The organism is Geodermatophilus sp. Leaf369 (assembly GCF_001424455.1).
Taxonomy (GTDB): Bacteria; Actinomycetota; Actinomycetes; order Mycobacteriales; family Geodermatophilaceae; genus Klenkia.
In genome coordinates this window covers 275,245-293,681 of sequence record NZ_LMQA01000004.1, presented here as the reverse complement: position 1 = coordinate 293,681, position 18,437 = coordinate 275,245, and the positions used below count along the sequence as shown (strand labels likewise).

The window sequence follows — 18,437 nt, the reverse complement described above, 5'->3', positions numbered from 1 at the left end:
CGGCAGGATCACCCGTCGTGACGACGACACCGGTCCAGACCCCCGACGACCAGCTGCTCGACGACCTCCTCGCCCTGGCCCGCAGCACCGCTGCCGAGGCCGCCGAGCTGGTCGCCGCGGGGCGGGCGACCGCGTCGGCCCAGGTGGACACCAAGAGCAGCCCGGTGGACGTGGTGACCGCCGTGGACCGGGCCAGCGAGCAGCTGGTGGTGGACCGGCTGCTGGCCGCCCGCCCCGACGACGGGGTGCTGGGCGAGGAGGGCGCCGCGCGGGAGTCGACCAGCGGGGTGCGCTGGGTGATCGACCCGATCGACGGCACGGTCAACTTCCTGTACGGCTTCGCCGGCTACGCCGTCTCCATCGCCGCGGAGGTCGACGGGGTCACCCGGGTCGGGGTGGTGCACGACGCCGCCTCCGGCGAGGTGTGGACGGCGGTGCGCGGCCGGGGCTCGTGGCTGACCTCGCCCGGCGTGCAGCCGCGGCGGTTGCGGGGGAGCAGCCCGGTGTCGCTGGAGCAGACCCTCGTGGCCACCGGGTTCGGCTACCGGGTCGAGCAGCGCCGCGCCCAGGGCGCCGTCGTCGCCGAGCTGGTCACCCGGGTCCGGGACATCCGCCGGGCCGGCTGCGCCTCACTGGACCTCTGCGCGGCCGCGGACGGTCGGGTGGACGCCTACTACGAGCTGGACCTCAAGCCCTGGGACCACGCGGCCGGCGCCCTGGTCGCGGCCGAGGCCGGCCTGGTGCTCAGCGGGCTGCGGGACACCCCGTTCGCCGAGCCGATGGCCGTGGCCGCCGCCCCGAGCATCGCCGCCGACCTGCAGGGGCTGCTCGAGGAGCTGCACCCCTAACAGGCGGCTTCGGCGCTCGCGACGGGGGAGAGGGTGGCCGCCACCTGCTCGGGCGTGGCCAGCTCGACGAACTCCGGGCCGACGACCAGGTCGACGACGGAGTCGGCCCGGGTGTCGGGCAGGTCGCCCACGCCGGGCAGGAAGACCGCCAGGTAACGGGCTGCGTCGTTGCCGCGGGGACCGTGCCGGAGCTCGCCCACCCCGGTGACCTCACGGCCGGAGGAGTCGTTGGCCACCTCGGTGACGACGAAGCCGCGCGACTGCAGGGTGGCGGCCACGGCCTGGGCCAGACCGGCCTGGTCGGTGGCGTTGAAGACCCGGACCTGGAGGCTGGCGGGGTCCAGCGCCGGCGGCGCCTCGGCCGCCGTGGTGCACGCGGCGGCCTGGGCGGCCTCGGCCTGCTGGGCGTCGCGCAGCACGTTCCACCACACGCCGAGGGCGGCCAGTGCGAGCACCAGCAGGAAGATCAACGGCGGGATGGGACGACGGCCGCTGCGGGAGCGGACGGGAGGCCGGTCGCCTGACTCGCTCAACTGCGCTCCACTCGGGGCTGGACTGTGGTGCCGGGGACTGTAGTGCGCCCGGCCGGGGTCAGACGGCACCGTCCTCGAGCGCGGCGCGTCCCAGCTCGACGCACGGGCCGATCTTCTCGGCGTACCCGGTGGCGTCCTTGCCGGCCATGGCGCCGGCGGCGTTGCGGGCCACGATCCCGGCCAGGATCGAGGCGAACTTGAAGTAGGCGAAGCCCACGTACCAGGACAGGTCACCGAGGTCGGTGCCGCTGCGCGCGGCGTAGCGCTCGGCGACCTCGAGCCGGGTCGGGAAGCCGGGCAGGGTCGTCACCGGGGAGAGCGCCACCTTCCGCTCCTCACCGGCCTCGGGCCAGTAGACGAACAGCATGCCCAGGTCGGTCAGCGGGTCGCCCAGGGTGGACATCTCCCAGTCCAGCACCGCCCGGACCCGGCCGGGGACCTCGGGGTCGAGCAGGCAGTTGTCCATCCGGTAGTCCCCGTGCACGATCCCGGTCCGCCGGGTCTCGGGCACGGTCGCAGCCAGCCGCGCGGCCAGCGCGTCCAGGTCGGGGCGGTCGGTGTCCCGGGTCGCCTCCCACTGGGTGGTCCAGCGGCGCACCTGACGGGCCAGGAAGCCCTCGGGCCGACCGAAGTCGCCCAGGCCCACGGCTGCCGGGTCGACCGCGTGCAGGTCGGTCAGCACGTCGACCAGGCCGTCGCCCAGCGCCCGGCGCTCCTCGGGGGTGTCGGCGAAGCCGGCGGGCAGCGCGTCCACCACGTGCACGCCGACGACGCGCTCCATCACGTAGAACGGCGCCCCGAGGACCTCGGTGTCGGTGCACAGGTGCAGCGTGCGGGGCACCGGCACGGCGGTGTCCCCCAGGGCGCTGATCACCTTGTGCTCGCGGACCATGTCGTGCGCGGTGGCCAGGACGGCGCCGGTCGGGGGACGGCGGAGGATCACCGCGTCGGACTCCGGACCCCCGCGGGGGGTCACCACGTACGTGAGGTTGGACATGCCCGCGGCGATCAGGTCGACGTCGACCTCCCGCCACCGGTCATCGGCCAGGACGGTGGCCAGGTAGGGGCCGACGACCCCTGGATCAGCACCCACGACGGCGGTCATCGGCGCAGGGTAGCCTTCGCCGCCCCACCCCCGGACGACCCGTCGGCGGTGGTGTGGGGAGCGGCGCGGCGGTGTGGTGTGTGAGCACCGCGCTGCCGGGCACAAAGTCCCCGCCCGCCGCGTTGGGGGGCTGCCGGAGTCGAACAGCGGTGCGCGCGGAGGACCCGGGGGGCCCGCCGACCGCCGTGACCGCGGTGCACGACCCAGACACCATGGCCGCTCACGAGGCGGCCGGGGTGCGACCAGACGAGCGGGCACACGAGGCCCGCGACCACGAAGGAAAGAGGGGCACCCCATGGCCACCGATTACGACGCCCCGCGCCGCAACGAGTCCGACGAGGCCGGCGAGGACAGCCTCGAGGAGCTCAAGGCCCGACGGGCCGAGGCGCAGTCCTCCTCGGTCGACGTCGACGAGACCGACTACAACGAGGCCCTCGAGCTGCCCGGCGCCGACCTCAGCAACGAGGAGCTGACCGTCCGCGTGCTGCCCAAGCAGGAGGACGAGTTCACCTGCTCGCGCTGCTTCCTGGTGCACCACCGCAGCCGGCTGGCCAGCACCAAGGGCGACCAGCTCGTCTGCCGCGACTGCGCCTGACCGCCCGACGGTGACCGGGGGACCGACGCAGGACGGGACGCCGCGGACCGCGCCGGCCCGGGACGTCCCGCGGCCACGCCCGGTCTACGGTGCGCCCGCGGGCGAGGAGACGGCGGGCGGGGGACTGGGCGGTGCTGCCCGGTCCCTCGCCGACGCCGTCGCCGGGCTCCTCGGCGACCGGGAGTCCGCCGACGGCTCGACCGCGAAGGCCAAGCCGACCGACACGCTCAAGGACGTCGTCGGCGCGGTCGCCTCGGCCGTCCGCGGCGCGCGGACCGGCACGGACGACGGCCCGGCCCGGGCGCCGGAGGACTCCACCGGCTCGGGCTGGCACCCCGGGACGGTGCTGACCGACCTGCTCCGCACGGCGGCCCCGCGGCTGTCGATCCGGGACCGGGAGAAGATCCGGGCCGCCCACCCCGGGTCCACCGACGGCGAGATCGCCGACCGGCTGGTCGCCCGCGCCGCCCGGCTGACCGCCGGGGTGGGCGCGGCCACTGGGGGGCTCACCGCCGCCCAGTGGTTCGCCACCCCCTCGCTGGTGGCGCTGCCGCTGGAGCTGGGCGCGGAGACCGTGCTGGTGGCCATGGTCGAGGTCGTGCTCATCGGCGAGCTGCACGAGCTCTACGGCCGGCCCGCCACCGGGGACGCGCGCTCGCGGGCCGGGGCCTACCTGACCGCCTGGACCCAGCAGCGGGCCGTGGAGGGCGGGGCACGCACCGGCGGGCTGATCGCCCAGATCGGCTCCGCCGGGGTGAACGCGCTCCGTCGTCGGGTCACCCGCCGGCTGGCCCGCAACGTGTCCTCGGCGGCTCCGCTGCTGATCGGCGCGGGGCTGGCCGCCCGCAGCAACCGCAAGGCCACCACACAGCTGGCCGAGGCCGTGCTGGTCGACCTGCGGACGGCGCTCCCGGGCACGGGCCACCCTGACCGGTGAGCCGGGCCACCCGGTCTAGCCTCGCCGTCGTGCCCGACGAACCGACCGTGACCGTCCCGGTGGCACTCGCCCCGGGCGCGGTCGCGCCGTCCTACGCCCTGCCCGGGGACGCCGGCGCGGACCTGGTCACCACCGAGGACGTGGAGCTCGCGCCGCACCAGCGGGCGCTGGTGGGCACCGGGGTGTCGGTGGCCATCCCCGAGGGGTACGCGGGCTTCGTGCACCCCCGCTCGGGCCTGGCCCACCGGCACGGACTGGGCCTGGTCAACGCGCCGGGCACGGTGGACAGCGGCTACCGCGGGGAGATCCGGGTCAACCTGGTCAACACCGACCCGAGCACGACGATCCGGCTCCGCCGCGGCGACCGGATCGCCCAGCTGGTCGTCCAGCCCGTCGTCCGCGCGGTCTTCACGCCGGTCGCCCAGCTGCCCGACAGCGAGCGCGGCGCCGGCGGGCACGGCTCGACCGGCGGGTTCGCAGCACCCACGACCACGGACACGACAGAGGGGCAGGACTGACATGCCGTTCGGACGGCGGCGCAACCGGATCGAGCGCAGCGTGCGGGAGCGGGGCGTGCCCCCGGAGCCGCAGGTGCGCGAGCGCGAGCAGGACGAGACCACCGGGCCGTGGGACTCCGCCGACGCCCCCGAGGACGGCGTCACCCGGGTCGACCTGGGGTCGCTGAAGCTGCCCGCGGTGCCCGGCATGGAGCTGCGGGTCGACGTGAACGCCAGTCAGAAGGTGATCGGCGCCAGCCTGCGCGCCGGGGACTCGTTGCTGCAGGTGTCGGCCTTCGCCGCGCCGCGCGCCGGTGGCATCTGGGACGGCGTCCGCGCCGACCTGGCCACCAGCGCCAGCGGCCAGGGCGGCTCGCTCACCGAGCAGGACGGGCCCTTCGGCCCCGAGCTGGCCGGCCACGTGCGGGCCACCCCGCCGCAGCAGCCGGGCCAGACGACGCCGCCCCAGCCGGTGGCGCGGGCGACCCGGTTCATCGGCGTCGACGGTCCGCGCTGGTTCCTGCGCGGGATGATCAGCGGCGCCGCTGCCGAGAGCCCGGAGGCCGGTGCCGCGCTGGAGGACGCCTTCCGCGGGATCGTCGTCGTCCGGGGGTCCGAGCCGATGCCGGTGCGCGAGCAGCTGCCGATGACCCTGCCCCCGCAGGCAGCCGAGCAGGTCGCCCGCCAGCAGGCGGCGGCCAAGGCCGGCGCGCCCGCCGCGGGAGCGCGGCCGGCCGCCACGCTGCCCGAGCCGCCCACCGCGTGACCACCACCCACGCCTACGGGGCCGACGAGCAGCAGTTCCTCGAGCTCACCCTGCCGGCCGGGTCGGACCCGGCGCCGGTGGCCGTCGTCCTGCACGGCGGGTTCTGGCGCGCGGCCTACGGGGTCGACCTGGCCCGGCCGCTGGCCGCCGACCTGGCCGCCCGCGGCTGGGCCGCCGTCGCCGTCGAGTACCGCCGGGTCGGCACCGGCGGCGGGTGGCCCACGACCCTGGACGACGTCGCCGCGGCGCTGGACCTGCTGCCCGACCTCCCCGACGCCGACCGGCTGGACCTCTCGGTGCTCGCCGTCGTCGGGCACTCCGCCGGTGGCCACCTGGCCGGCTGGGCCGCCGGCCGGCACCTGCTCCCCGCCGGAGCCCCCGGCGCGGACCCGCGCACCCGGGTCACCGCGGCGGTGCTGCAGGCCGGCGTGCTCGACCTCGAGCTCGCGGCCGGTCAGCGGATGGGCGACGGCGCGGTCACGGACTTCCTGGGCGGCTCGCCCGCCGAGCACCCGGACCGGTACGCCGCGGCGTCCCCGACCCGAATGGCCCCCACCGGGGTGCCCGTGCTGTGCGTGCACGGCGAGGCCGACACCACCGTGCCGCCGGAGCAGAGCCGGCGGTACGCCGAGGTGGACCCCGCCGCCGAGGTCGCGCTGGTCGACGGCGACCACATGGTGGTCATCGACGTGGCCGGACCTGCCTGGCAGATCACCACGACGTGGCTGGACCGACACCGGACAGCGGGCCCGCACCGTCCTACGCTGGGGCCGTGACCGAGACCCGCGCGCCGAGCTGGTTGTCCCGCAAGCTGCACAAGCTGACGGCCGACGACCGGACCATCGACGCCCAGGAGCTGCAGTCCGACGTCGCCACGGCCGGGTGCGAGCCGGTCAGCGCCTGCCGCAAGGGGCAGGTGGTGACCGTGACCGGGCGGCTCAAGTCCGTCGTCTACACCCCGCGGGAGACCGTGCCGACCCTGGAGGCCGAGCTGTTCGACGGCTCGGGCTCGGTGACGCTGGTCTGGCTGGGTCGCCGGCGCATCCCGGGCATCGAGCCCGGCCGCACGCTCACCGCCCGCGGCCGGTTCGCCTCCTTCGAGGGGCGCCAGGTCGTCTACAACCCCTGGTACGAGCTGAGCGCCGGGTGAGTTCCACCGACGGCCGCAAGGCCCCGGTGGTCGACCGTCAGATGGTCCTGGACCAGCTCGGCGGCTGGCGCGGGATGATCGACGTCTCGCTGCCCACGATCGCCTTCGTCGTCGCCAACTCCATCGGCGGGCTGACCGTCGGCATCTGGGCCGCGGTCGGTGCCGCCGTGCTGGTCTTCGGGCTGCGGCTGGTGCGCAAGGAGAGCGTGCAGCAGGCGTTCTCCGGGCTGATCGGCGTCGCGATCGCGGTGGCCATCGCCCGGGTGTCGGGGGAGGCGCGGGACTTCTTCGTCCCCGGCCTGATTCGCAACGCCGCGCTCGGTGTGGTGCTGCTGGGCTCGATCGTGGTGCGCTGGCCGTTGGTCGGGGTGGCCGCGGAGTTCCTGGCCCCCAGCCACCTCGGGTCGATGGCCACGCACAGCCTGCGCGACAGCATGGGCGGCGGGAAGCTGTCGGGCCGGCTCAAGGAGAAGGCCGCCGCGGGTGCCGCTCCGGCCGACCAGGAGCCCGACGCCGTCGCCGAGCGGCACTGGCGCACCGACCGGCGGATGGTCCGGGCCTACTCCTGGCTGACGCTGATGTGGGCGATGACCTTCCTGGTCCGCTTCGCCGTCCAGGGGGTCCTGTACTGGCAGGACCAGGTGGAGCTGCTCGGCACCGCGTCCCTGGTGCTCGGGCTGCCGGTGACCGCCGTGGCGCTCGTCGTCACCCTGTGGGCCGTCGCCCGCCTGCACCGCCACCGCACGCCTCCCGCCGCCGGGGTCGCGTAACCGCCTGTGACGGCCCCGGTGCAGGGTCCCGCCCCGAGCGTCAGCGAGGGGTGGGGGCACCGGGGTCCTTCAACAGTTGCCGTCGCGGCAGAGCAGGCGCTGGAGCTCCTCCTCGACATCGCCGTGCAGCACGAACAGCAGCTCGTCCCCGGCCTCGAGGGGCTCGTCGGGGGTGGGCGTGATGACCCGCTCGCCGCGCAGGATCGCGGTGAGCACGGTCTCCCGGGGCAGCGGCACGTCGCGGAGCGGACGGCCCACCCACGGGGTGTCCTCGGCGAGGGTGATCTCGGAGAGGTTGGCCGCGCCCTTGCGGAAGCTCATCAGCCGGACGACGTCGCCGACGGTGAACGCCTCCTCGACGAGGGCGGCGAGCACCCGCGGGGTGGAGACGGCGACGTCGACGCCCCACGCCTCGGTGTAGAGCCACTCGTTGCGCGGGTCCTTGACCCGGGCGACGACCCGGGCGACCGCGAACTCGGTCTTGGCCAGCAGCGAGACGACCAGGTTGGCCTTGTCGTCGCCGGTGGCGGCGATGACCACGTCGCAGCTGGACAGGTTGGCCTCCTCCAGCGCGGTGACCTCGCAGGCGTCGGCCTGCACCCATTCGGCGCCGGGGACGGACTTGGCGCGCACCTTGGCGCCGTTCTTCTCGATGAGCATCACGGTGTGCCCGTTGCCCAGCAGCTCCCCGGCGATGGACCGGCCGACCGCGCCGGCCCCCACGATGGCGATGCGCATCAGTGCTGTCCTCCTGCGGGGACGTTCTCGACCGCGTCGTGCACCTGGGCGGCGATGTCGTCGGTGGCGGCGACCACGAGGTGGTCACCGGTCTGCAGCACGGTGCTGGCGCGGGGGAGCTGGGCGTCGCCGAAGCGGACCAGCCAGGCGGCGCGGGCGCCGGTGGCCCGCTCGAGGTCGGCCAGCGGGCGGCCGACCCAGCCGTCGGTGACCGTGACCCGCATGAGCAGCACCTTGCCGGTGGGCTCGCGCCAGATCTCGGTGACCTTGACGCTGAGCAGCTCGCGCATCAGCCGGTTCACCGTCCACGGGACGGTGGCGACGCTGGGGATGCCCATCCGCTCGTAGACCTCGGCCCGCTTGGAGTCGTAGATCCGGGCGACGACGTGCTCGACGCCGAAGGTCTCCCGGGCCACCCGCGCGGCGATGATGTTGGAGTTGTCACCGCTGCTGACCGCGGCGAACGCCCCGGCGGAGTCGATGCCGGCGTCCAGCAGCGTCTGCCGGTCGAAGCCCAGGCCGGTGACCTGGCGGCCCTCGAACTCCGGGCCGAGGCGACGGAAGGCCTCGGCGTTCTGGTCGATGACCGCGACGCTGTGCCCGATCTCCTCGAGACGGCGGGCGATGGCCGAGCCGACCCGACCGCAGCCCATGACGACCACGTGCACTGAGGTTCTCCCCGCGGGTCCGGCCCCCCGGCGTGGACCGCCGAGGCGTACAGCGCGCGAACGTACACCCGCTGCACGACACGACCGCGGTCCGTCGGGCGGGTCCGCGCACGCACCGTCCGTACCATCCGCTCGTGCCTTCGCTGTCCGACCTCGGGCAACTCCCCAAGCGCCTGGTCCTCGGGCGTCCCGTCCGCAGCGACCGGGCCGGCGAGTCCCTCCTGCCCAAGCGGCTCGCGCTGCCGATCTTCGCCAGCGACCCGCTCTCCTCGGTGGCCTACGCCACCCAGGAGATCCTCATCGTGCTGACCCTCGCGGGGACGGCGTTCCTGTTCCTGGCGCCCTGGCTGGCCGTCGCCGTCGTCCTGCTGCTGGTCGTGGTGGTGCTGTCCTACCGCCAGGTGGTGCACGCCTACCCCTCCGGCGGCGGGGACTACGAGGTGGCGGCCAAGAACCACGGCCGGTTCGCCTCGCTGGTGGTCGCCAGCGCGCTGCTCACCGACTACGTGCTCACCGTGGCCGTGTCGGTCAGCGCCGGCACCGACAACATCATCTCGGCGTTCCCGCAGCTGGCCCAGCACCGCGTGTTGATCGCCGTCGTCCTGGTCGGGTTCCTGGCCGCGGCGAACCTGCGGGGCCTGCGGGAGTCGGGCAAGAGCTTCGCCGTCCCCACGTACCTGTTCGTGGCCGGGATCATGGTCATGATCGTCACCGGGTTCATCGAGTACTTCTTCCGGGACGCCTCGCTGGTCGCCGAGAGCGCGGCGTACACGATCACGCCGGAGCCGGGCTTCGACAACCTCACCGGCGTCGCCCTGCTGTTCTTCGCGTTGCGCGCCTTCGCCTCGGGCTGCACCGCGCTGACCGGGGTCGAGGCGATCGCCAACGGGGTGCCGGCCTTCAAGCCCCCGAAGTCGAAGAACGCGGCCACCACGCTGGCGCTGATGGGCGGGATCGCCGCCACGATGTTCGCCGGCGTGACCGCGCTGGCGTTGTTCTCCGGGGTCAAGTACGCCGAGTTCCCCTGCGACCTCGAGGGGTTCACGAACTGCGAGACCGAGCCGCAGCGCACGGTCATCGCCCAGGTCGCCAGCGCCGTCTTCGGCGGGGACACCTCCATCGGGTTCTTCTACATCCAGGCGGCCACCGCGCTGGTGCTGATCCTGGCCGCGAACACCGCGTTCAACGGCTTCCCACTGCTGGGCTCGGTGCTGGCCCAGGACCGCTACATGCCCAAGCAGCTGCACACCCGCGGCGACAAGCTGGTGTACAGCAACGGCATCCTGCTGCTGGCCGGGTTCGCCGCGTTGCTGATCGTGGCCTTCCAGGCCGACTCCACCCGGCTGATCCAGCTCTACATCATCGGGGTGTTCACCAGCTTCACCATCGGCCAGTGGGGCATGGTCCGGCACTGGAACCGGGAGATGAAGACCGCCGAGGGCGCCGAGCGGAAGCAGATGCGCCGCTCCCAGGTGATCAACACGATCGGCGGGTCGCTCACCACCGTCGTGCTGGTCATCATCGTGCTCACCAAGTTCACCCGGGGCGCGTGGCTGGTCATCCTGGTGATGCCGTTCATCTACCTGCTCATGCGCCAGATCAACCGGCACTACACCCACGTCGCCGACCAGCTCGTGCCCAGCGGGGACTCCCGCACGCTGCCCTCCAAGGTGCACGCGGTCGTGCTGGTCAACAAGGTGCACAAGCCGACGCTGCGGGCGCTGGCGTTCGCCCGGGCCACCCGCCCCGACCAGCTCACCGCGCTGACGGTCAACGTGGACGACGCCGACACCCGGTCGCTGCAGGCCGACTGGGACCGCTACGACATCCCGATCCCGCTGACGGTGCTGGAGTCGCCCTACCGGGAGATCACCCGCCCGGTCGTCGACTTCGTCAAGGACATCCGCCGGGACAGCCCGCGCGAGCTCGTCGTCGTCTTCGTGCCGCAGTACGTGGTCGGCCACTGGTGGGAGAACGTGCTGCACAACCAGAGCGCGCTGCGGCTGCGCTCCCGGCTCCAGTTCCAGCCCGGCGTGATGATCACGACGGTGCCCTGGCAGCTGGAGGGGTCGCGGGACCGCGACGAGGAGCTCCAGCGCAACGCCGGCCCCGCCCCGGGCGACCTGCGGCGCGGCATCGTGGACGACCCGGACAGCGCGTGAGGGACCAGGCGCCTTCCTGGCTGGGGGAGCGGTTCGAGGTCACCGTGGGGCCGGTCGCGCACGGCGGGCACTGCGTGGCCCGGCACGAGGGCCGGGTGGTCTTCGTCCGGCACGCGCTGCCCGGCGAGCGCGTCGTCGTCGCGGTCACCGAGGACCGGCACCCGGGTTACTGCCGCGCCGACGCCGTCGAGGTGCTCGAGGCCTCCCCGGACCGGGTCGAGCGACCCTGCCCGGAGTCCGGTCCCGGCCGGTGCGGCGGGTGCGACTGGCAGCACGTCGACCCGGTCGCCCAGCGCCGTCTCAAGGGCGACGTGATCGCCGAGCAGTTCGCCCGCCTCGCCGGCATGGACGTGTCGCTGAACGTCGAGGAGCTGCCCGGCGGTGCGCTGCGCTGGCGCTCCCGGGCCCGGTTCGCCGTCGACCGCGAGGGGCGCCCCGGCCTGCGGCCGCACCGCTCACGGGACGTGCACGTGCTCACCGACTGCCCGATCACCGTCGAGCCGGCGGTCGCGGCGGTGCTGGGCCGCACCTGGGACGGCGCCGGGGCGGTCGACGTCGCCGTCGACTCGGTCGGCGGCGTCACCACCACCCGGCTGGACCGTCGCGGCCACGCCCAGTCCACGAAGGTCGTCCGGCCGCCCGCGGCCGCCGCTGCGGACGGGCAGCGGGCCGAACGCCGTGCCTGGGACCGCGACTGGCAGGTCGAGGGGACCGGCTTCTGGCAGGTGCACCCGGCCGCGGCCGACGCCCTGGTGGGGGCGGTCGCGGGGTACGCCGCCGTCGCCGAGGGCGAGCGGGTGCTGGACCTCTACGCCGGCGCCGGCCTGTTCGGCGGCTCGCTGGCCCCCGGTGTCGGGGTCGGGGGGCAGGTGGTCTGCGTCGAGTACGACGCCGGGGCCTGCGCCGCGGCCGCGGACAACCTGTCCGACCTGCCCCAGGCCGAGGTCTGGCAGGGGGCGGTGGACGCCGAGGGGCTGACCGGGCTGCTGGCCGAGCTCGACGGCCCGCCCGACGTCGTCGTCCTCGACCCGCCGCGCGCCGGTGCCGGCAGGGAGGTCAGCGCCGTGCTCGCCGACTCCGGCGCGCGGGCCGTCGTCTACGTGGCCTGCGACCCGGCGTCCCTGGCCCGAGACGTGGCCGTGTTCGCCGAGTCCGGCTGGTCGGTCACCGGCCTGCGGGCCTTCGACGCCTTCCCCATGACCGCGCACGTGGAGTGCGTGGCGCTGCTGGAGCCGGTCCGTCCCTGACACCCCGTCACCCCGTCACCCCGTCGCCAGGGCGGACAGGTCGTAGAGGTCGGTCTCCCCGGCCGGGACCCGTGTGCCGTGCGCGGCGACCCAGGTCTGGATCCGGAGGGCGTCGGGGCCGCCGGAGACCCCGGCCACCCACCAGTGCACCCGGTGCGCGGTGACGTCGGCGACGAACTGGTCGAACGTGGGGGAGGGGTCCTGGCCGGCGAAGCCGCCGACGTCCATCACCGGGACGCCGGCGGCGAGCTGGATCGAGGCGCCGTGGTGCCCGGTGGTCGCCGCGGCCCAGGTCCAGCCCTCGGCGCCCTGCTCGATCAGCCGCAGTGCGCGCTCGCTGATGCCCGCGCCGTCCCGGCGGGGGGCCGACCAGCCGGCTGCCGTCCGCGGGGGAGGCTCGGCGACCACGTTGCTGCCGGTGTGCGCCCGGGCGGCGGTGCCCACCGACCAGGCCAGCGGCCCCAGGGACACCGCCAGGACGGCGAGTCCGGCCACCCACGTGCGCCGCCGCCCCAGCAGCCCGACGACGGCCGGCCCGCCGGTCGCGGCGATCGCGAGGACCAGCCCGAGCGACCCACCGATCCGCAGCACCACGAGGGTGGCGGCCCAGGCGACCGCGGTCAGCACGCCGAGGGCCAGCAGCACCCGGGCGGTGCGGTCGCGCCGGCGCCACAGGAGGGTGCCAGTGACGGCGACCAGCGCGGCGACCGCGGGACCGAGCACCACCGCGTAGTAGCTGTGCTCGATGCCCTTCATCAGCCCGAGGACGACGGCGCTGACCAGCAGCCACCCGCCCCAGAGCAGCAGCGCGGCCCGCACCCGGTCGGTGCGCGGGGCCCGGCGGACCAGCCAGAGCCCGGCGACCAGGGCCAGCAGTGCGGTGGGCAGCAGCCACCCGGCCTGGTCGCCGGCGCTGCCGAACAACCGGCCCAGGGTGCTGGGCCCGTGGTGCAGCCCGGCGCCGCCGGCGGACTCGTCGCCGTCGAGCCGGCCCAGCCCGTTGTAGCCGAACGCCAGGCCGAGCGGGCTGTCGTCGGCGGTGCCGCCCACCCACGGCCGGTCGGCCCGGGGGACCAGCGCGACCACCAGCAGCCACCAGCCGGCCGCGGCGACCAGGGCCACCCCGGCGAGCACCAGCTGACCCAGCCGACGACGCAGCCGCGGCGGACCGGCGACCAGGTACGCACCGGCCAGCCCGGGCAGCACCAGGAACGCCTGCAGCGACTTGGTCAGGAACCCGAACCCGACGACCACCCCGGCCAGCAGCAGCCAGCGGGTCCGGCCGTCCTCCAGCGCCCGGCTGGTGGCCCACCCGGCCAGCACGAGCAGCAGGGTCAGCAAGGCATCGGGGTTGTCGTACCGGAAGACCAGGGTGACCACCGGGGTGAGGGCGAGCAGCAGGCCGGCGAGCACCCCCGGCCACGGGCCCAGCAGCCGGCGCACGGTGGCCGCCAGCACCGCCACCGCAGCCACCCCCATCAGCGCCTCGGGCACCAGCAGCGACCAGCTCGAGAGCCCGAACAGCCGCACCGACAGGCCCATGACCCACAGTGCGGCCGGGGGCTTGTCCACGGTGATCGAGCCCGGGGCGTCCGAGGCGCCGTAGAACCAGGCCCGCCAGCTCGCCGCCCCGGCCTGGGCGGCCCCGGCGTAGAACGCGTTGCCCCAACCCGACCGTGGCAGCGCCACCGTGTACAGCGCGGTCGTCCCGGCCAGCAGCAGGCCCAGCGCCACCCGGTCGGGACGCGCCCGGCGGCGGGCCCGCGGTGGGGCGGGCACCGGCGCGGGCGGCCGGACGTCGACGAGGGTCACGGGCCGCAAGGTGGGCCGCCGGGCTGGCGTGCGGCTGGGGACCGGCTGCACGGTCGCTGGGGACCCCGACCCGCAGCCAGCTCACCACCGGCGTGCAGGGACCCCCCAGCCCCGCGGCCGACCTTCCTGCCGGGCGGTCGACCGGACCACCCGCACGGGAGGAGGACCCGGTGGCCGGACGGGCGTGGCGCTGGTTCACCGGGCTGCAGCTGGTGACCGGTCCGCTGGCGACCGCGCTGGTGCTGGCGGTCGTGGTCGGGCTGCTCGTGCTCGTCACCTCGCACCGCAGCCGTCGGTGGCTCACCCGCCGGGTGCCGCTCGCGGTGCTGGTCGCGGGCCTGGGCCTGGGTCTGGTGTGGGTGCTGCTCCGGGTGCTGAAGCCGTTCCCGGACGGGCTGCCGTGGCTGGTCTTCCTGTGGATCGGCCTGGGCCTGCTCGGTCTCGTGCTGGCCGTGGTGTCCTGGCCCGGGCAGCGCTGGTGGCGGCGGGCGCTGACCGTCCTCGCCGTCCTCGCCGTGGTCGTCGGTGCCGCCAACGGGGTCAACCGGGTCTACCAGCCCTACCCCACCGTGGCCGCAGCCCTGCAGCTGCCGCCCTACGACGAGGTCGACGCCCGGGACGTGCTCACCGGCGACACCGCCGCACCGGTGAGCCCGGCGGACTGGACCCCGCCGGGGGACGTGCCGACGACCGGGGCGCTGTCCCAGGTGACGATCCCGGCGACCGCCTCGGGTTTCCCGGCCCGGGCCGCCTGGGTCTACCTGCCGCCGGCGTACCTCACCGCGCACCGGCCGCTGCTGCCGGTGTGGGTGGTGCTCGGCGGCCAGCCGGGCAGCCCCCGGGACTGGATCGACGGCGGCGGCATCGCCCAGCGGCTGGACGCCTGGGCCGACGCCCACCACGGCCTCGCCCCGGTGGTGGTGATGCCCGACGACCTGGGCGGGGAGGTCACCAACCCGCTGTGCCTGGACTCCGCGCTGGGGAAGGCCGACACCTACCTCAGCCAGGACGTGCCGGCCTGGATCACCCACACCCTGCAGGTCGACCCCGACCACGCGCACTGGGCGGTCGGCGGGTTCTCCTACGGCGGCACCTGCGCCCTGCAGCTCGCCGTCGCCCACCCCGGCCTGTTCCCGACCTTCTTCGACGCCTCGGGCCAGGCCGGCCCCACCCTGGGCGGTGCCACCGCCACGGTGGCCGCCACCTTCGGCGGCGACACCGCGGCCTTCGACGCCGTCGACCCGCTGCACGAACTCGCCGCCCGGCGGTACCCGGAGCTCTCGGCGTACCTCACCGTCGGCGCCGGGGACGACGAGTACCGCCCGCAGGCCCGTCAGGTGACCGCTGCGCTGCGGGCCGCCGGGGTCGACGTCACCAGCACGGAGATCCCCGGCGGGCACTCCTGGGACGTGTGGGGCCCGGGCCTCCAGCAGGCCCTGCCGTGGCTGGCCGCGCACACCGGCCTGCCGTCGTGACCGGGGTGCTGCGCCGGGTGCCGCTCACCGCCGGGCTGGTGGGCACCCTGCTGGCCGGCGCGGTGCTCGGCTCGCCGGCCTCCTGGGCCACCGGCGTCGGCCCGTTGTCCGCCGGTCGCTGGTGGACCCTGCTGACCGCACTGCTCACCGCGGCCACCCCCCGCACCGCGCTGGGGACGGCGCTGGTGGTGGGGGCACTCCTGGGCACCGTCGAGCACCGCTGGGGCACCCGGTGCACCGGCCACGCCCTCGTCGCGGGGCAGGTGGGGGCCGGGCTGGTGGGCACCGGGGTGGTGGCCGCCCTCGCCGGGACGGGGGACCGGTGGGGTGGCCTGCTCGCCGGGGCCGGCGTGACCGGGCCGCTGCCCGGGGTGCTGGCCGCCGTCGCGGCGGCCTCGGCGTGGGCCTCGCCGCTGGGCCGCCGCCGGCTGCGACTGGGCCTGGGGGTGGTGCTCTCGATGCTGGTGCTCTACTCCGGCACGGCGGGCGACGTGCACCGCGCTGCTGGCGCCGTGCTCGGGCTGGTCGGAGGGGTCGTGCTGGCCCGGCCGCGGGGCCGGGCACCCGACGGCGGCCCGGTGAGCCGCCGGGAGTCCCGGGCCCTGGTCGCGCTGATCGTGGCGGCCGCGGCGGTCGGTCCGCTGCTCGCCGCGCTGTCGCGGACCCCGGAGGGCCCGTGGGCGGTGGTCTCCCACCTGTTCGCCTCCGGACGGCCGTCCGCGGAGGTGCTGCACCGGGTCTGCGCCGGCGGCGGGGACCGGGCAGCCTGCCGGGTGCTGCTGGCCCGGGCGCACCTGGCGGGCCCCGGGCCCGCCCTGCTCTCGGTGCTGCCGGTGGTGGTGCAGCTGGTGCTCGCCGAGGGGCTCCGGCGCGGACGACGGGCGGCCTGGGTCGGTGCGGTGCTGTTCTCCGCCGCCCTCGCGCTGGTCGGCGTCGTCGTCGTGGTCGCGGTGCTCGGCCACCCCGCCGACGCGCTCACCGCGCTGGGCGCCGACCGCTCCAGCCTGCCGGCGGTGTCGCTGTGGGCACCGGTGGTCGCGCCCGGCGCGGTGCTGGTGCTCCTGCTGTCGACCCGGTCGCGGTTCGCCGTCCCGGCCGCCCCGGGGACAGCCCGCCGGTGGTCGCTGCCGGCCGGTGCCGGACTCGCCGCGGTCGTGGCCGGGTACCTGGCCACCGGGGCGCTGCTGGCGGGGGACTGGGCGCACCCGCCCGGGGTGGGCCGGCTCCTGCTGGACCTCCCGGCACGGCTGCTGCCGCCGGGGTGGTTGGGCGAGGTGGCACCCCGGCTGGTCCCGCTGCACGGGCCCGCCCGGGTGTTGGCCGACTGGACGGGGGTGGCCTGCTGGGCGGTGCTGCTGGGCACCGCGTGGGCCGTCGTGCGCCCGGCGGTGCCCCGGGGGGACGCCGCCCGGGCCCGCGCCCTGGTCGACCGGCACGGCGACGGCCCGCTGTCGTTCATGACCACCTGGGTGGGCAACCGCTGGTGGTTCACCCCCGACGGGTCCGCGGTCGTCGCGTTCCGGGTGGTCGGCGGGGTCGCGCTGACCACCGGGGACCCGGTCGGCCCGCCCGCGGCCCGGGTCGAGGCGGTCGCCGGGTTCACCGCCTGGTGCACCGCCCGGGGCTGGACGCCGTGCTGGTACTCGGTGACCGGCGACACCGCCGACGCCGTCACCGCCTCCCTGCCCGGGGCGCACCGGGTGCAGGTGGCGTCGGAGACCTGGCTGCCGCTGGGCGGGCTGGCGTTCACGGGCAAGCGCTGGCAGGACGTGCGGACGGCGGTCAACCGGGCCGCCCGGGACGGCGTCGAGGCCCGGTGGGTGACCTGGGCGAGCGCACCGCTGGCACTGCGCGAGCAGGTGGCCCGCGCGTCGGAGGAGTGGCTGGCCGGCAAGGGGCTCCCCGAGATGGGGTTCACCCTGGGCGGGCTGGACGAGCTCGCCGACCCCGCCGTCCGGTGCCTGCTGGCCCTCGCCCCGGACGGGCGGGTGCACGGGGTGACCAGCTGGCTGCCCGCGCACCGCGACGGCGTGCCGGTCGGCTGGACGCTGGACCTGATGCGGCGGGCACCGGGCTGCCCGCCCGGGACGACGGAGTTCCTCGTCGGCACCGCGGCGCTGGCCTTCCAGGCCGAGGGTGCGCTGTGGTGCAGCCTGTCCGGCGCCCCGCTGGCGCTGCCCGGGGGCGAGCCGGAGGCGGCCCTGCTGGCCCGGCTGCTGGAGACCACCGGGCGGTGGATGGAGCCGGTCTACGGGTTCCGCTCGCTGCTGGCGTTCAAGGCCAAGTTCCAGCCCCGGCACCGTGCGCTGTGGTTGGTCTACCCCGGGCCCGCCGACCTGCCGCGGATCGCCCGCGCGGTCTCCCGGGCCTACCTGCCGCACCTGGGGCCGGCCCAGGCGGTGCGGCTGGTCCGCGCCGTGCTGGCCGGACGGCGGGCCCGCCCGGCCGCCTCCGCACCGGTCCGCGAGCACGCCGGGTCCGGTGCCCGGTGAGGCGGGCGGCGGCCCTGGTCGGCGGGGTGCTGGTGCTCGCCGGGTGTGCCGCGCCGGTCGCGACGCCGCGGGCGGTGCCGGCGTCGTCCCCGGTGCTGCGGGTGGTGGCCGTGGGCGACTCGATCACCGAGGCAGACAGCCCGGACTTCGACACCGGGCAGATCGGCGAGGACTCCTGGGCCTGGTGGGCGACCGGGGACGGCGTGGACGTGCTCGGCGGCTGGGCGCACGCGGGGGCCACCACGGCGGACATGGCCGCGGGCGTGCAGCCGATGGACGCCGACGTGCTGGTGCTGATGGCCGGCAACAACGACGTCGACCTCGACGTGCCCACCGACGAGGTGCTCGACCACCTGGTGGCGATCGCCGGGACCGCCGGGGTGCCGCGGGTGCTGCTCTCGGCGGTCGCGCAGGAGGACGGTCGGGGCCCGGAGGTGCGCGCGCTGGACCGCCGGCTGCAGCGCCTCGCCCGGGAGCAGGGCTGGCAGTGGGTGGACCCGATGACCGCCGTCCGGGCCCCGGACGGCGGGTACGCCCCCGGCGACAGCGACGACGGCGTGCACCCGTCGGGTCCGGCGGCCCGGTCGGTGGGGGAGGACCTCCGGACGGCGCTGCTGTCCTGACCGGTGTCGGAGCGCCGGT

The 18,437-nt window shown here is 75.9% G+C and carries 18 protein-coding genes; 13 read left to right on the top strand and 5 right to left on the bottom strand.

Annotated features, from left to right (window positions below; translation table 11 throughout):
- Positions 1–17 precede the first annotated feature (17 nt).
- A complete protein-coding gene (locus tag ASG36_RS17740) occupies positions 18–848 on the top strand; it encodes an inositol monophosphatase family protein (RefSeq protein ID WP_055767012.1) in 831 nt (276 codons plus the stop codon).
- Here the strand turns inward: ASG36_RS17740 and ASG36_RS17735 are convergent.
- A complete protein-coding gene (locus tag ASG36_RS17735) occupies positions 845–1,381 on the bottom strand; it encodes a LytR C-terminal domain-containing protein (RefSeq protein ID WP_055767009.1) in 537 nt (178 codons plus the stop codon). The genes ASG36_RS17740 and ASG36_RS17735 overlap by 4 nt on opposite strands.
- 58 nt (positions 1,382–1,439) lie before the next feature.
- Entirely contained in the window at positions 1,440–2,486 is a 1,047-nt protein-coding gene (locus tag ASG36_RS17730; protein WP_055767007.1) for a phosphotransferase family protein, read from the bottom strand.
- A 295-nt stretch (positions 2,487–2,781) separates the two neighbouring features.
- Between ASG36_RS17730 and ASG36_RS17725 the strand changes: the two genes are divergently transcribed.
- From ASG36_RS17725 to ASG36_RS17695, 7 genes are read left to right on the top strand one after another with little or no spacing between them, the layout of a single operon-like run.
- Positions 2,782–3,081 (top strand): DUF4193 domain-containing protein, encoded by a 300-nt coding sequence (locus ASG36_RS17725; protein ID WP_055767004.1) that lies wholly within the window; start codon positions 2,782–2,784, stop codon positions 3,079–3,081.
- Positions 3,082–3,091: 10 nt separating this feature from the next.
- Entirely contained in the window at positions 3,092–4,018 is a 927-nt protein-coding gene (locus ASG36_RS17720; protein WP_055767001.1) for a hypothetical protein, read from the top strand.
- A gap of 29 nt (positions 4,019–4,047) precedes the next feature.
- Complete coding sequence (gene dut / locus ASG36_RS17715; protein ID WP_235495190.1) at positions 4,048–4,536, top strand: dUTP diphosphatase; 489 nt, start codon at positions 4,048–4,050, stop codon at positions 4,534–4,536.
- 1 nt (position 4,537) lies between these two features.
- The gene (locus ASG36_RS17710) at positions 4,538–5,281 is read left to right on the top strand and encodes a DUF3710 domain-containing protein (protein WP_055766998.1); all 744 of its coding nucleotides are present in this window, start codon (positions 4,538–4,540) and stop codon (positions 5,279–5,281) included.
- The gene (locus ASG36_RS17705; RefSeq protein ID WP_055766995.1) at positions 5,278–6,057 is read left to right on the top strand and encodes a S9 family peptidase; all 780 of its coding nucleotides are present in this window, start codon (positions 5,278–5,280) and stop codon (positions 6,055–6,057) included. The genes ASG36_RS17710 and ASG36_RS17705 overlap by 4 nt, the downstream gene beginning before the upstream one ends.
- Positions 6,054–6,431 carry an OB-fold nucleic acid binding domain-containing protein gene (locus tag ASG36_RS17700; protein WP_055766992.1) on the top strand — a complete coding sequence of 126 codons (378 nt, stop codon included), beginning with the start codon at positions 6,054–6,056 and terminating at the stop codon, positions 6,429–6,431. Before ASG36_RS17705 ends, ASG36_RS17700 begins: the two co-directional genes overlap by 4 nt.
- Positions 6,428–7,201 carry a DUF3159 domain-containing protein gene (locus ASG36_RS17695; protein ID WP_235495188.1) on the top strand — a complete coding sequence of 258 codons (774 nt, stop codon included), beginning with the start codon at positions 6,428–6,430 and terminating at the stop codon, positions 7,199–7,201. Before ASG36_RS17700 ends, ASG36_RS17695 begins: the two co-directional genes overlap by 4 nt.
- Before the next feature lie 69 nt (positions 7,202–7,270).
- Here the strand turns inward: ASG36_RS17695 and ASG36_RS17690 are convergent, their stop codons facing one another.
- Complete coding sequence (locus ASG36_RS17690; RefSeq protein WP_055766989.1) at positions 7,271–7,939, bottom strand: TrkA family potassium uptake protein; 669 nt, start codon at positions 7,937–7,939, stop codon at positions 7,271–7,273.
- A complete protein-coding gene (locus tag ASG36_RS17685) occupies positions 7,939–8,607 on the bottom strand; it encodes a TrkA family potassium uptake protein (RefSeq protein WP_055766986.1) in 669 nt (222 codons plus the stop codon). Before ASG36_RS17685 ends, ASG36_RS17690 begins: the two co-directional genes overlap by 1 nt.
- Positions 8,608–8,741: 134 nt before the next feature.
- Between ASG36_RS17685 and ASG36_RS17680 the strand changes: the two genes are divergently transcribed.
- Positions 8,742–10,769, top strand: a complete 2,028-nt coding sequence (locus ASG36_RS17680; RefSeq protein WP_055766985.1) for an APC family permease — start codon at positions 8,742–8,744, stop codon at positions 10,767–10,769.
- The gene (locus tag ASG36_RS17675) at positions 10,766–12,016 is read left to right on the top strand and encodes a class I SAM-dependent RNA methyltransferase (protein WP_082523252.1); all 1,251 of its coding nucleotides are present in this window, start codon (positions 10,766–10,768) and stop codon (positions 12,014–12,016) included. Before ASG36_RS17680 ends, ASG36_RS17675 begins: the two co-directional genes overlap by 4 nt.
- Before the next feature lie 15 nt (positions 12,017–12,031).
- Here the strand turns inward: ASG36_RS17675 and ASG36_RS17670 are convergent, their stop codons facing one another.
- Entirely contained in the window at positions 12,032–13,828 is a 1,797-nt protein-coding gene (locus ASG36_RS17670; protein ID WP_055766982.1) for a glycosyltransferase family 39 protein, read from the bottom strand.
- Between the two features lie 170 nt (positions 13,829–13,998).
- Between ASG36_RS17670 and ASG36_RS17665 the strand changes: the two genes are divergently transcribed.
- The 3 genes from ASG36_RS17665 to ASG36_RS17655 are packed head-to-tail and all read left to right on the top strand — an operon-like array spanning position 13,999 to position 18,418.
- On the top strand, positions 13,999–15,303 hold the full coding sequence (locus ASG36_RS17665; protein ID WP_055766979.1) for an alpha/beta hydrolase family protein: 1,305 nt from the start codon (positions 13,999–14,001) through the stop codon (positions 15,301–15,303).
- Positions 15,300–17,795, top strand: coding sequence for a bifunctional lysylphosphatidylglycerol flippase/synthetase MprF (locus ASG36_RS17660; RefSeq protein ID WP_157498917.1), 2,496 nt, complete (start codon positions 15,300–15,302; stop codon positions 17,793–17,795). The genes ASG36_RS17665 and ASG36_RS17660 overlap by 4 nt, the downstream gene beginning before the upstream one ends.
- On the top strand, positions 17,792–18,418 hold the full coding sequence (locus ASG36_RS17655) for an SGNH/GDSL hydrolase family protein (protein WP_055766973.1): 627 nt from the start codon (positions 17,792–17,794) through the stop codon (positions 18,416–18,418). Before ASG36_RS17660 ends, ASG36_RS17655 begins: the two co-directional genes overlap by 4 nt.
- Positions 18,419–18,437: the final 19 nt, after the last annotated feature.